General features: G+C 74.2%; 8 protein-coding genes and 1 tRNA gene. 6 read left to right on the top strand and 3 right to left on the bottom strand.

Annotated elements, in window-relative coordinates; genetic code table 11:
- The first annotated feature begins 99 nt into the window (after nucleotides 1-99).
- From tmk to AB0F71_RS02550, 4 genes are all read left to right on the top strand, one after another.
- Nucleotides 100-3,516, top strand: coding sequence for a dTMP kinase (gene tmk, locus AB0F71_RS02565; RefSeq protein ID WP_360226936.1), 3,417 nt, complete (start codon nucleotides 100-102; stop codon nucleotides 3,514-3,516).
- Nucleotides 3,517-3,829: 313 nt separating this feature from the next.
- Nucleotides 3,830-5,041, top strand: a complete 1,212-nt coding sequence (locus tag AB0F71_RS02560) for a DNA polymerase III subunit delta' (protein WP_360227691.1) — start codon at nucleotides 3,830-3,832, stop codon at nucleotides 5,039-5,041.
- Nucleotides 5,042-5,332: 291 nt separating this feature from the next.
- Nucleotides 5,333-6,583: a hypothetical protein gene (locus AB0F71_RS02555; RefSeq protein WP_360226933.1), complete on the top strand. Its 1,251-nt coding sequence runs from the start codon at nucleotides 5,333-5,335 to the stop codon at nucleotides 6,581-6,583.
- Between the two features lie 429 nt (nucleotides 6,584-7,012).
- Nucleotides 7,013-8,479, top strand: coding sequence for an alpha/beta hydrolase (locus AB0F71_RS02550; protein ID WP_360226930.1), 1,467 nt, complete (start codon nucleotides 7,013-7,015; stop codon nucleotides 8,477-8,479).
- 17 nt (nucleotides 8,480-8,496) lie between these two features.
- Here the strand turns inward: AB0F71_RS02550 and leuE are convergent, their stop codons facing one another.
- Complete coding sequence (gene leuE / locus AB0F71_RS02545; protein WP_360226927.1) at nucleotides 8,497-9,153, bottom strand: leucine efflux protein LeuE; 657 nt, start codon at nucleotides 9,151-9,153, stop codon at nucleotides 8,497-8,499.
- Nucleotides 9,154-9,335: 182 nt separating this feature from the next.
- Between leuE and AB0F71_RS02540 the strand changes: the two genes are divergently transcribed.
- A tRNA-Thr gene (locus AB0F71_RS02540) sits at nucleotides 9,336-9,409 on the top strand.
- 243 nt (nucleotides 9,410-9,652) lie between these two features.
- Nucleotides 9,653-11,317, top strand: coding sequence for a hypothetical protein (locus tag AB0F71_RS02535; protein ID WP_360226924.1), 1,665 nt, complete (start codon nucleotides 9,653-9,655; stop codon nucleotides 11,315-11,317).
- A gap of 23 nt (nucleotides 11,318-11,340) precedes the next feature.
- Here AB0F71_RS02535 and AB0F71_RS02530 read toward each other — a convergent pair whose 3' ends face one another.
- Both AB0F71_RS02530 and AB0F71_RS02525 read right to left on the bottom strand, forming a co-directional pair.
- Nucleotides 11,341-11,748, bottom strand: coding sequence for a hypothetical protein (locus tag AB0F71_RS02530; protein ID WP_360226921.1), 408 nt, complete (start codon nucleotides 11,746-11,748; stop codon nucleotides 11,341-11,343).
- A 380-nt stretch (nucleotides 11,749-12,128) separates the two neighbouring features.
- Nucleotides 12,129-13,532 carry a tyrosine-type recombinase/integrase gene (locus tag AB0F71_RS02525; RefSeq protein WP_360226918.1) on the bottom strand — a complete coding sequence of 468 codons (1,404 nt, stop codon included), beginning with the start codon at nucleotides 13,530-13,532 and terminating at the stop codon, nucleotides 12,129-12,131.
- Nucleotides 13,533-13,576 lie beyond the last annotated feature (44 nt).

Raw genomic sequence — 13,576 nt, 5'->3', positions numbered from 1 at the left:
CCCGAGCTCTGTGCAGGGATCGTCACAGGCCGGTGATGAGGGCGAACCGGAACCCCGTTCGTCCCGATCGGGCAAAGCCCGGCCCGCTACGCTGACCGTATGACGAGCGAGGAGCAGCCCACCCCCAGCGCCGCCCCGGCCGCCGGAGCCACCGGGCCCGACCTGCCCGAGGTCGCGCCCGCCGGAACCCCGGTGGAGCGGGCCCGGGCGCTGCTGCGGACCAGGCCCTACCGGCGCCTGTGGACCACCCAGCTGATCGGCGGTACCGCCGACCGGCTCGGGCTGCTGGTGCTGCTCGCGCTCACCGTGATCGCCGTCGCCCAGGGCGGGCAGCTCGGCGACCTGCCGCGCAGCCTCGCCTTCGCGGTGGCGGCCGTCCTCGCCGTCCGGGTGGCGGCCACCGGGCTGGTCGGTGTGGCGTTGCTGGAGCCGGTGCACCAGCTGGTCGCCGGCAAGCTCGACCGGCGCTGGACGCTGGTCGGCTCCGACGCGCTGAGCGCCCTGCTGATCGGGCTCGCGCCCTGGTGGACGGTCTGGCTGGGCTCCGGCCCCAAGCCCTCCGGCGGCGCCACCTACGTGCTGCTCGCCACCGTGTTCCTCACCGGTGCGGCCGAGCGGGTCCGGGGGATCGCCAGGGCCGTCGCCGTCCCCGGCCTGCTGCCGCCGGCCAACCCGTACGCCCCGGCCCCCGAGCAGCGGTCGGCCGCCGCCAACCTGGACACCGTCCGGAGCATCGACCGGTTCACCGGCTGGGTCACCGTGCCGCTCGGCGCCGTCGGCCTGGTCGCGTTCACCCTGCTCAACAACGTCGGTGCGGCGCTCGGCTCGGACTGGCTGCGCGCCCACCAGCTGACCTTCGCGGCCCTCGGCGCTGCCGGTCTGTTCGCCGCCGCGGCCGTCCGCAGCCACCTCCAGCAGCTGCCCGGCGGCCCCGTGGCCGTCGCCCCGCACTCGCCGCTGACCGGCCTGCGCGCCCCCACCGACGCGGCCCCCGGCCCCGCCCTGAGCAAGGGCCGCACCGGCAGCGCCCCGTACTTCACCTTCGCCGTCGCGGCCGGCTACGCCTCGATGGCGGGCGTCGCCGCCCTGGCGCTGCTCACCGCCGCCGAGCACCGGGCCGGGCCGATCGGCTACGGCCTGGTCGTGCTCGCCGCGGCCGGCGCCCCCGCGCTGGGCGCCCGGCTCACCCGGGCCACCCTGCCCTCGCTCTCCCGCCGCCGGCTGCTCGCGCTGGCGCTGCTCGCCGAGGGCGTCGCGCTGATCCTGGCCGGGCTGGTGCTGGACTTCGTTCTGGTCCTGCTGCTCACCGTGCTGGCCGGACTGACCGCCGGGATCGTCGTCTCCGCCGGGCGGGGCCTGCTCGCCCAGGAGGTCGAGGAGGCCAGGCTGCCCAAGGTCACCGAGCACCTGTACGCGGTGCTGCGGGCCGTGGTCGCCGCCGCGCTGGTCGTCGTCCCGCTGATCGCCGCCGGCTACGGGGACGTCGAGTACGGCACCGTCGAGCCCGGCTCGTTCACCTTCATCCACGGCGGCGGCGCCCTCGCCGTCGCCACCGCGGGGCTGCTCACCCTCGTCCTCGCCGCCGTCGTGCTGCTGCGCACCGACGACCGGCGCGGCACCGTGCCGTTCGGCCGGGACCTGGTCGACGCCGTCCGCGGCGGCAGCGGCCCGGTGCCGCACCGGGGCACCGGCACCGGTTTCTTCATCGCCCTGGAGGGCGGCGACGGCGCCGGCAAGTCCACCCAGGCCCAGGCGCTCGCCGAGTGGATCCGCGGCAAGGGGCACGAGGTCGTGCTCACCCGCGAGCCCGGCGGCAGCCCGGTCGGCCAGCGACTGCGCGGCCTCGTCCTGGACGTCGGCAACACCGGCCTGTCGCACCGCGCCGAGGCGCTGATCTACGCGGCCGACCGCGCCGAGCACGTCGAGAACGTCATCCGGCCGGCCCTCGCCCGCGGCGCCGTGGTGATCACCGACCGGTACATGGACTCCTCCATCGCCTACCAGGGTGCCGGGCGCGACCTGGCCGCCACCGAGGTCGCCCGGATCTCCCGCTGGGCGACCGGCGGGCTGCTGCCCGACCTCACCGTGGTGCTGGACGTCGACCCCACCCGGGCCCGGGAGCGCTTCACCGAGGCGCTCGACCGGCTGGAGTCCGAACCCACCGAGTTCCACCAGCGGGTCCGGGCCGGCTTCCTCGCCCTCGCGGCCGCCGACCCGGCGCGCTACCTCGTGGTGGACGGCAGCCAGGCCCCCGGCTTCGTCACCACCGCCATCCGCCACCGGCTCGACCGCGAGCTGCCGCTCTCCGAGCAGGAGAAGGCCGCCCGCGCCGAGCAGGAGCGGCTGGCCAGGGAGGAGGCCGAGCGGCGCGCCGCCGAGGAGGCCCGCAAGAAGGCCGAGGAGGAGGCCGCCGAGCGCAAGCGCCAGGAGGTGCTGGCGCAGCTGCGGGCCGAGCAGGCCGAGCAGGAGCGGCTGGCCAAGGAGGAGGCCGAACGGGTCGCCGCCGAGGCGCGGCGCAAGGCCGAGGAGGAGGCCCGCCGTCGGGCCGAGGAAGCGGCCCGTCGCCGGGCGGAGGAAGAGGCTCGCCGTCGGGCGGAGGAGGAGGCCCGGCTGGCCGCGGAGGCCGCCGAACGGAAGCGGGTCGCCGACGAGGCGGCTGCCCAGGCGGAGCTCCAGCGGCAGCGGGAGCTGGCGCGCGAGGAGCAGCGGCGCCGGGCGGAGGAGGCGCTGCAGCGGGCCGAGGAGGCCCGGCTGGCGCAGGCCGCCGCGCTCGCGGCTGCGGCTGCGGCGGCGGAGACGGCTTCGGACCGGGCCGCTGCGGCGGGTGCGGCGGGTGTGACGGCTGTCGGTGGGGCTGGTGCGCCGGTTGTCGGGGATGCGGCGACGGCGGAGCTTCGGGCGGTTCGGGACGTGCCTCGGGAGGCGCCTCGGGACACTTCTTTGGACGCGGCGGACGGCCTCGGCGACGAGGCGACGCGGGAGCTGACGCTGCGCGACCGGCAGGCGGCTGTCCAGGCGGCTGAGGCCGCGAAGGCTGCGAAGGCCGCAGACAGTGCGAACGCGGCTGAGGCGACCGCCAGGCTGCCGAAGGTGCCGGCCGCCGACGAGACCGCGGTGTTGCCGAAGGTGCCGGCGGCGGACGAGACGGCCGTGCTGCCGCGGGTTCCCGCCGTGGACGAGACCGCGGTGCTGCCGCGGGTCGGTCCGGGGCGTCCTGGCGAGCCGGTGGACAGCACCCGTGAGCTGCCGGTGGTTCCGCAGTCCGGCGCGCCGCAGGCCGGCGAGTCGCAGTTCGGCGAGTCGCAGTCCACCGCCGAGCGGCCGAGGCCGGACTGGGCCGAGGAGACGCCGATGGACGACCTGCCGAGCCTCACCGACACGCTGCTCGGCTCGCGGGACGAGTGGGCGCGCTGGGACCACGCCGGCGACCCGGACGACTCCGGCCGCAGTGGCGGGGACGGCCGCGGCGAGGACGGCGGCAAGGGCAAGGGCCGGCGCTGGGGCCGGCGCAGCTGAGCGCGGGCCGGGAGGTCTGACGGCCGGTCGAAGGACGGGCGGTGTCGTACGGGGGGAGCCCCCCGGGTGACGCCGCCCGTCGTCGTACCGGGGGCGGGCGGCTGTCGGATGTGGTCCGCCTGTGGTCCGTCTGTCGTCCGCCTGTGGTTTGGCTGGGGTCCGGCGGTGGCTCGGCCGTGGTTCGGCCGTGGTTCGGCCGTCGTGCGCGGCCCGGTGTGCCTCGGACGGAGCAGTGGCTGTCGGAGCGGAGACGTATGCTCGACGGCGGGGAATCGGCGCCTGGCGCGCTGCCGTACGGAGCTTGGGAGCAGCTGTGGCCGTCTGGGACGACCTGGTGGGCCAGGATCGGGTGGTCGACCAGCTGACCGCCGCGGCCCGGGCGGCCTGGGCGACGGTCGAGGCCGGTCGCGGCGCCACCGCCGACCAGGGCGGGAACGCCTCCCTGATGACGCACGCCTGGCTGTTCACCGGCCCGCCCGGTGCCGGGCAGGTCACCGCCGCGCGCGCCTTCGCCGCCGCCCTCCAGTGCACCAGCCCCGACCTCGCACTGGGCGGCACGCCCGGCTGCGGGTTCTGCGACGGCTGCCACACCGTGCTGGCCGGCAGCCACGCCGACGTCAAGTACGTGCGGACGGACGGTCTGTCCATCGGCGTCGGCGACATGCGCGACCTGGTCCTGCGCGCCTCCAGCTACCCGACCGGCGGCCGCTGGTCGGTGATCCTGGTGGACGCCGCCCACCGGCTCACCGAGGCCGCCGCCAACGCGCTGCTCAAGGGCGTGGAGGAGCCGTCCCCGCGCACCGTCTGGCTGCTCTGCGCCCCCTCCGTCCAGGACGTGCTGCCGACCATCCGCTCGCGCTGCCGCCTGCTGGTGCTGCGTACGCCCGCCGCCGAGGCGGTCGCCGACATGCTGGTCGGCCGCGACGGCGTGGACCCGGAGACCGCCCGGCTCGCCGCGCTCGCCGGCCAGGGCGACATCGAGCGCACCCGCCGCCTCGCCGTGGACGAGCAGGCCCGCACCCGCCGGGCGGAGGTGCTGCGGATCCCGCTGGAGGTCGCCGACATCGGCGGCTGCCTGACCGCCGCCCAGCGCCTGGTCGACACCGCCAAGGCCGACGCCGAGGCCCTCGCCGAGACCCAGGACACCAAGGAGACCGACGACCTCAAGGCCGCCTACGGCGCCGCCGAGGGCAGCAAGGCGCCGCGCGGCATGGCCGGGGCCGTCAAGGAGCTGGAGAAGCGGCAGAAGAGCCGGGCCACCCGCACCCGCCGGGAGACGCTCGGGGTCGCGCTGCTCGACCTGCTCGGGTTCTACCGGGACGTGCTGGCGATCCAGCTCGGCTCCACCGGTGCGCTCGCCAACGAGGACCAGCGGCAGGCGCTGAACCGGGTCGCCCAGGACGGGACGGCCGAGAACACCCTGCGCCGGATCGAGGCGGTGCTCGCCTGCCGGGTGGCGCTGGACCGCAACGTGGACCCGCTGCTGGCGGTCGAGGCGATGACGATGGCGCTCCGGGCGGGCTGAGGGCGGGCTGAGGGGCGGGCTGAGGGGCGGTCCCGGCGGGGGTGGAGCAGGGCCCGTACGCCGCCCGGAGGCGCCGGGGACCGGTCCGGCGTCCCACCTTCGAGTGAACGGGCGATACTCGCCGGGCACACCCGCGTGTGACGGCGTGCCCGTTGTGCACGCTGGGGGCCGACTGCGCCCGGCCGTACCCCCGGTCCTCCCCGCCGGGAGGGTCCGCCGCCGGAGCGGTCGCCCCCCGCACGGCACCGGGTCCGGTCCGGCGCCGGCCCTCGTCCCGAGGTGGTGCGTTCCGTGGTTCGTCCGCTCCTCGTCATTCCCCTGCTGGCTGCTGCCCTCGGCGGACTCTGGCTGGCGCGCGGTGCGCTCCAGCGCTGGCGCGACCTGCAGTCCGCCGCGACCTACGAGCTGGCGGGTGACCGGTGGCCGATGCTGGTCCGGGCGGGCGGGGCGATGGTCTGCGGGGTGTGCGTCACCGCGTTGACGCTGCTGACCGCGCTCGGGGCGTTCGGCGGTCTGGGGCGCGACACCTCCTCCCCGACGGACCGGACCGGATCGGCCGTGGACGCGGCCGCCGCCGGGGCCTGGTCGGGCTCCGCGCCGGGGGCGGCGGGTGTGGCGGGTGCGGCGGGCCGACAGCAGGCGGCGCCGCCCGCCGCCACCGAGTCGGCGGCGGGTGCGGGTGCGGCGGCGTCTCCTGGTGCGGCGGGCGCGGGGGGTGCGGCCGGTGCGGCCGGTGCGGGTGCGGCGGGTGCCACGGCGTCGGCGGCCGCCCCCGCCGTGGTGAGCCGCTTCGACAGCGTCGGGCACCCGGGCGGCGGCGAGCTGCTGCAGTCCGCCGTGCTCGGCCCCGACGGGAAGCCGCGCAACGTCCGGGTCTGGCTGCCCGCGCAGTACGCCAAGGAGCCCAACGCGCGTTTCCCGGTCGTCGTGATGCACGCCGCCACCCCGCGCAAGACCGCGGACGCCGAGGTCCCGGACGTCTTCGAGGGCGTCGGTGCCGCCCTGCAGGCCGGCCGCGCCCGCCCGTTCATCCTGGTCGCCCCCGAGGCGCCGAACGGCACCGCGCACCCCTGCGAACTGGTCGCCGCCGCCCCGGCCGCCGTCGCCGACGACGCGGCCCTGCGCACCACCATCGCCGCCTCCTTCCGCACCCTCCCGCCCGGCCCGGCCTCCTGGGGCACCCTCGGGGTCGACGGCGGCGCGCCGTGCGCCGCCGCGGCCGGGCTCTCCCGCCCGGACCTGTACGGCGCGGCCGCCGCCGTCTCCGGCCGCTACGACACCGCCGCGCTCACCCAGACCGGCGCCGAGGCCCCGGCGGGCAGCGCGGCCAAGCTGCTGCTCGCCGCCGCCAAGGGCGACGCCGCCGGGCTCGACGCGGCCCGCAAGCTGCAGGCCTCGCTCAAGGCCGCTCCGGGCCCGGCGGCCAAGGCCGAGGTGCGGATCTCGGACAACGTGCAGGACTACTCGGTGGACCGGGAGCGGCTGCGACTGGTCCGTCAGGCGGCGCAGTTCCTGGCCGAGGCGCTGGCCAAGGCTTCCTGAGCGACGCTGGTCGGGGCGTCGTGAGCGCCGGCCGAGCCGGCGTTACGCTGCCCGGTGCCCGGGGTGGGTGCCGGGCAGCGGTGTTTCTTCGTTCGCGTGCGTTTCTCGGAGTGGGCTCGGAGTGGTCCCGGCGGGCTCGGAGTGGCCCCGGAGTGGTGGGTGGAGAGGAAGCGGATGAGGGGCTTCGCGCGGTTGCGGGCGGTTGCGGTGGTGCTCGCGGTCGGGCTGCTGGCGGCTTCGGCGGGCGGGTGCGGCCGGGGTTCCTCGGGGCCGGCCGGCGGGAACGGTGCGTCGGGTGCGTCCGGTCCGGCCGGTGCGTCCGGGCAGGCCTCCTCCGACTCGACGGGTGCGGGTGCGGGTGCCGGTGCGGGGGCGGGGGCGAGTGCGCGGGCCGGTGGTGCCGGTGCCGGTGGTGGTGACGGTGCCGGCATGGCAGCCACCCCGTTGGAGCCGCTGCCCGCAGCCGTCCCGACCGCGCTCGCGCCGTACTACGCACAGCACCCGGCCTGGCAGTCGTGCGACGGCGGCTTCGAGTGCGCCACCTTCCGGGTCCCGATGGACTACGACCACCCCGGTGACGGCGAGCTCACCCTCTCGGCCGCCCGCGCCGCCGCCCGGCCCGGCGATCCCGGTGGCGCCGGCGACACCTCCCGGGTGGGCTCGCTGCTGCTCAACCCGGGCGGCCCCGGCGGCTCGGCGGTCGAGTACCTGGAGGCCGTCGCCGGGACGTACGACCGCACGGTGCGCGCCCGGTACGACCTGGTCGGCCTCGACCCGCGCGGGGTCGGTCGCAGCAACCCGGTCAGCTGCCTGAACGGCGAGCGGATGGACGCCTTCACCGCCGCCGACCTGGCCCCGGGCGACCAGGGGGCGGTCGACGCGCTGGTCGCCGTCGACAAGGAGTTCGCCGAAGGTTGCCGGAGGCAGGCCGGGGCCGCGCTCGGCCACCTCAGCACCGTCGAGTCCGCCCGCGACATGGACGTGCTGCGCGCCCTGCTCGGCGACGAGCGGCTGAACTTCGTCGGAAAGTCGTACGGCACCTTCCTCGGCGCCACCTACGCGGGCCTGTTCCCGAGCCGGGTCGGCCGGGTGGTGCTGGACGGCGCCATGGACCCGGCGCTCGACTCCGTCACCGGCAACCGCACCCAGGCCGGCGGCTTCGAGACCGCCTGGGCCGCCTTCGCCGTGGACTGTGCCAAGCGCGAGGACTGCCCGCTCGGCCGCACCGAACAGCAGGTCGGCGACCAGCTCACCGCCCTGCTCGCGACCGTCCACGCCCACCCGCTGCCCAGCACCGACAACGGACGCCGGCTCACCGAGGCCCAGGCCACCACCGGCGTCGTCCAGGCCATGTACGCCGAGTTCCTGTGGCCCAAGCTGCGCACCGCGCTCACCGACGCCAAGGCCGGCGACGGCACCGGGCTGCTCAAGCTCTCCGACGCCTACTACGGGCGTGAGGCGGACGGCTCCTACCCCAACCTGATGTTCGCCAACACGGCGGTCAACTGCCTCGACCTGCCCGCGCCGTTCCGCTCGCCCGAGGACGTCCAGCGGGCGGTGCCGGACTTCGAACGCGCCTCGCCGCACTTCGGCCGCGACATGGCCTGGATGGCCCTGACCTGCGCCTACTGGCCCGTCCGGGCCACCGGCGCGGCCCACACCATCCGCGCCGCCGGCGCCGCCCCGATCGTCGTCATCGGCACCACCCGCGACCCGGCCACCCCCTACGAGTGGGCCCGCTCACTGGCAGGACAGCTGGAATCCGGCCGCCTGCTCACCTACGACGGCGACGGCCACACCGCGTACGGGCGGCACAGCAGCTGCGTCGACGGCGCGGTCAACCACTTCCTGCTCACCGGGGAGGCGCCGGAACAGGGCAAGCGCTGCGACCGGTAGCCCCGGCGGACCCGCGCTCAGGCGGAGGAGACCGCCAGCTTCGCGGCGAAGCCCGCGAACAGGACGGCGACACCGCTGGTCAGGGTCGCGGACAGGCGCCGGCGGCGACGGAAGGCCGTCGCCAGCGTGGTGCCCGCGAAGATCAGCAGCGAGAGGTACAGCATGCTGAAGCTCTGCAGGATCCCGCCCAGCAGCGCGAAGGAGAGCACCGGCTGCCCGTAGGACGGGTCGACGAACTGGGTGAAGAACGACAGCAGGAACAGGATCGCCTTCGGGTTCAGCAGGCTGATCACCAGCGCCCGCCGGAACGGCCGCTCACCCGCCTCCTCCACGGCCTCCGCGCCGCCCACCGAATCGGCCTCCGCCCGGCGCTCGCGCCACAGCTGGCGGGCCGCCCGCAGCATCCCGAACCCGATCCACAGCAGGTACGCGGCACCGCCGAACTTCACCACCGCGAACACCGCCGGATTGGCCTTCAACAACGAGGCCGCCCCCAGCGAGGTCAGGCTGATCAACGTGAGGTCGCCGACGAACACCCCCGCCGCCGCCCGGTACCCGGTCCGGACGCCCTTGCGGGCGGCGACCGACAGCACGTACAGCGAGTTGGGGCCGGGCAGCAGAATGATGACGAGGGCGCCGAGGACGTACGTCGCCAGGTCGTTGACACCGAACACGGTGGCTCCGGGAGTGGGGAGGGCTGGCAGGGGGGCGCTCATCGTAACGTCGCACCGGCGATCGATTGAAGCGAAAACCATCCACCCCTGCCCCAGCCCCACCCCAGCCCCACCGCCCCGGCTACGGATCACCTGCGAACCTGTGTAGACTGACCCGCGTTGCCACCACACGTGGCAGCGGTGCCGCCTTAGCTCAGTTGGCCAGAGCAACGCACTCGTAATGCGTAGGTCACGGGTTCGAATCCCGTAGGCGGCTCCCAAGAAGGCCAGGTCACACGCCCCGTGACCTGGCCTTTTGCATGTTCGCAGTCAAGTTAGACGCTGCCGCCAGGGTTCAAAATGGCATGTGCACGACATGAAAGTGCCCAAGGGGTGCCCGGTTGTCCGGGGCCGTGTCGCGGGGGTACTCGGCAGATCGCCGTCGTGTTGCGGTGGGCGGAACGGAGACGCCCCGACCCTCGTTACACAGCGTGAGATTCCTGCGAGGGAGGGACCGTCGATGCCTGATCCGGTCGTTGTTGCGCTGGACCGTGCAGCTGAAGGGTTCGTGTCGTTCGACCAGCTGGCGAATCGTCTGGGGGCCGCGTTGGCATCCGCCGCGCTGGAGGACTCGATCAAGGTCGAGGCCCTCGTGGCAGCGGTCAACTACCGGCTCGGCCTGGACGGCACCTTCATCGGCTTCTATCAGGGCGCGACTCCTGAGCACTGGCCAGCCGAGATCGAGAAGGTGCCGGCCGAGACGCTGGAGGTCTGGGCAACCTACGCCGACACCGCCGAGCACCCCGGTGTGCGGGCCCACCTTCACGATCTGCTCGCCGCAGCCGGTCACGGCCAACGGCATCTGCACATCAGAGCGGCCATCACCGACTACCGCGAGTCCTCCGAGTGGTTCGCCGCCGCCCATGAAGTCGTACCCGGTCGCTGGCGAGCGGGCGAGAGCCTGGTCCGGGCCTTCCTCCTCGCCGTGTCGGCCGGGCAGAAGGACCTGGCGAGCGGCATCGTCACGGACATGCAGGCCATGGCGGAGGAGTCGCTCGACGGCTCGGACCCGGCGCCGGGGCTCGTGGGCCTGCTGATCGACCCCTTGCTGGAGCGGAAGGCGTACAAGCAGTCGGTCCGGCCCGTGGTGGAGAAGGCCGTCGAGACCTTCAAGGACAACCCCCATCACCAGCTGGACTTCCTCGCCGACCTGCGCTCCCTCGAAGCCGACGAGAGCGCACGTCAGTCGATCGACCGCCGACGGGTCGAGACCCTTCTCGACACCGCGGCCACCGAGGACGGGCTCAACAAGCTCCTACTCCTCCACACCGCTGCCGTGATGGCCAGGGACAGTGGCAGGAGCGACCTCTACGACAAGGTGCGCATCGAGCAGCAGAAGCTCACCAGCCAGGATCTGAAGCTGGAAACCGTCACCACGGCGGTCGACCTGCCAACGGAGGTGTTCGAAGCCTGCAAGCGGCATGTCGCGCAGGCCGCGAGCCTTGCCGATGCCCTCTGGGCCGTCGCCTCCTGGGCCGCTCCGGTCGGCGACGAGTCGGCGACCGACGCCGACCAGCAGGACGAGCTGAAGGATGGGTTCCTCCGGCTGCCGACCAACCGGCTCAACCTCGCCGGGCCGGTCCTGGCGCACGTGGACGCGATCGAGAAGGACCCCAGCGACGACCTCCGGATCGTCCGGATGGAACTTGCCGGCCTGCTCGCCGCACACCAACTCGACTGTATTTGGAGGCGCTTCGACCCGAGCGACGCCGAGATCGCGAAGGTCCTCACCCACGAGGAGGTCGCCCCGCCAGCCAAGATGCGCGAGCTGGCGAGCGCGTTCCGGGCGTACTGGTACCGGGAGCCGACAGCGGCGAAGACCGCCCTGCCGCTTCTGGAAGGCGTGCTGCGCCGGCACCTCAAGAGCATGGGTGTCCCGATCATCCAGTCGGCGAAGGGAGTCGTCGACCAGCTCGGCACGCTCATCGACAAGATGGTCGACGGTGGCTTCGACGCCGGCTGGCAGACCACGTTCCGCCTGCTGCTCGCCGACCCCAAGGAGGGGCTGAACCTGCGCAACGCGGAGCTACACGATCTCCGGGACGAGCCGCTCCACCACCACCACGTCGCGCTCATCCTGTTGGCGTCTCTGGTAGTCCTTCGAGCCGCCCACAGTCCGCGATAGGCGGGGTTGTACCCGCCGCCGGTCTAGCGGGGCCGTCGGGCCTCCCGCTCACGGATCGCGTCGATCACCGTCTGCGCCAGGTCAGCCCCAACAGGGCGGAACGGGGCACCGCTTGCTTCGCTCGTGGTGCCGACGGTCGCGGTGAGGTTCACCAGCACGCCGTTGCCCAGGTCGTCGTCGGAAGCGGCTTCCAGGAGAACGGTGACCTCGTTCGTGGCGGGGCCCGGACTAATGGTCAGGTCGTAGTGACCGCGGGACCATGCGCCAGTGGCGTCGGGGATTTCGAGGTGCCCCGAGATGTGGTCGGGCAAGCCGGGGGTGGACGTGGGGTGGCCGCTGTCGTGCGGCCACAGCTCGAAGGCGAGGTCGGGCGCCAGGGCGGCGAGTTGGTCGCCGGTGATGATGATGGCGTGCGCTTGGCGGAGGTTCACCAGAGGGGGCTCCTTGTCGTCCAGGGCCGGTGGCGGAACACGGGGCGAGCAGGGTTCAGTTCGGCAAGGCGTCAGTCAGTTGCAGTCTGCGGGTCGGGGCAGCGGGCTGCTGCGAGGGCAGCTGCTTCGGCGAAGGTCAGGGAGCGGGGGGCACGGTGGGCGAGTGTCCAGCTTAGGAGCCGGGCCTGCTCGGGGATCGAGGGGTCGGTCAGGAGCCTGCGGAGCTCGGCGGCGGTGGGAAGGGTGGGCGGGGGAGTGGACATGGTCCTCCGTTGGTCAGGAGACGGGCGGGCGCCGGGGCGCTGACTGGCCCTGGCCGCTGGCGACGGTCAGGGTGTGAAGCTACTGCTGCTGCGGCGGCAGGACGATCACCGGGCGGCTCAGGCGGCGCCCGCGCCGGGGACCGTGCGCCGCCGCCGGGGAACCAGGACGACGACCGCTTCGGCGGCGTCGCGGGCCACCTCCGACAGCACCGTCTGGTAGGTGTCGCGGGTGATCGAGGTGTCGCTGTGGCCGAGCATCTCCGACACGACACGGATGTCCACGCCGGCGAGCAGCGCGAGGGTGGCCGCGAGGTGGCGCAGATCGTGGAGGCGGACGGGAGGAAGTCCGGCGGCGGCGGTCAGGCGTTGGAACTCCTCGCTGACCCAGGCCGGGTGGAGCCAGGTGCCGTCTTCGGCGGTGAAGATGCGGCCGGTGTCGACCCAGGCCGGCCCCCACTTGAGCCGTTCCAGCTTCTGCTGGTGGCGGTGGGCCACGAGCGACCCGGTGGTGTCGCCGTCGAGGCTGATCTCGCGTGAGCCGCTGGTCGTCTTCGGCGTTCCCTCCAGCACTTCCCAGTTGAGCTGGACGAGGGTGGTCTCGACGGTGAGCTTCTGGGACTCCTGGTCGAAGTCCACCCACCTTGCGCCGACGCCCTCGCCGCGGCGCGGACCGCGGAAGGTGTAGAGGTGCCACAGGGCGTACAGCCGGTGCTCCTCGACAGAGTCGAGGAAGTGGCCGGCCTGGGCGGGGGTCCAGATCATCACCGGGGACGGCTTGAGACCGGTGCGCCGCCACTCGGCGATGCGCGCGGCGGTCCAGACGAGCGCCTTGGGCTTGGGGGCGGTCTCGAGTTCGACGTGGGCGGCGGGGTTGAAGGTGATCAGCTGCCGCGCGATGGCGACGTTGAGCGCCGCCCGCAGCGTCGCACGAATGTGCTGCTGGGTCGACAGGCCGGTGATGCGGCGGAACGGGGGCATCTCCGCGAGGGCGGCCTTGGCCGCGCGCCGTGCCGCACGGCCGACGACCAGCTTGAGGTCGTTGACCGCCTGGCGCCGTTGGGCGTTCTGCTCGACGATCTCCTCGTTCGTGTCGTTGATCGACTCGAACATCGAGTCCAGGTGCTCGACCCGCAGCCGGTCCAGCCGCAGGGCACCCAGGTGGGGCTTGAGGTGGACGCGGATATCCGTCTCGTAGCGGGCGACTCCGGTCGGGCGGAGCTTCTTCCGGCCCGCGAGCCAGATGTCGAGCCACTCGGCGACCGTCATCGCCACGGTCAGGCTGTGGCCGGCCTTGACCTTCCGGCTGGTCTCCTCGACGTCGGGGAGGTCCGACTTGGTCCGGACGCACGCCATGATCATGTCGCTGACGACCCGGCGGATATCCGGGTCGTCCTTGGGCGCGAGCGCTAGGAGCGCGCGGACGTGGTCCAGCTCCTTCTGCGCGGCGTCGACTCCGGAGAAGCCGGAGCGGCGGAAGGTACGCCGCTTCCCGTCCTCGTCCGGGTGGACCTCCTGGCGCACGGACCAGACGCCGTGCTTGCGGGAGCTGAGCTTCGGGCAGGCGG

Origin of the sequence: Kitasatospora sp. NPDC028055, from assembly GCF_040637885.1 — a bacterium.
Classification (GTDB): domain Bacteria; phylum Actinomycetota; class Actinomycetes; order Streptomycetales; family Streptomycetaceae; genus Kitasatospora.
Note: the sequence above shows the minus strand (reverse complement) of the source record. Positions and strands in the feature narration are given on the sequence as shown.

Bases quoted from the DNA above. Each gene is read 5' to 3' on its own strand.
- AB0F71_RS02550 (WP_360226930.1), top strand. From the start codon at position 7,013: ATGGCAGCCACCCCGTTGGAGCCGCTGCCCGCAGCCGTCCCGACCGCG.
- AB0F71_RS02535 (WP_360226924.1), top strand. From the start codon at position 9,653: ATGCCTGATCCGGTCGTTGTTGCGCTGGACCGTGCAGCTGAAGGGTTC.
- tmk (WP_360226936.1), top strand. From the start codon at position 100: ATGACGAGCGAGGAGCAGCCCACCCCCAGCGCCGCCCCGGCCGCCGGA.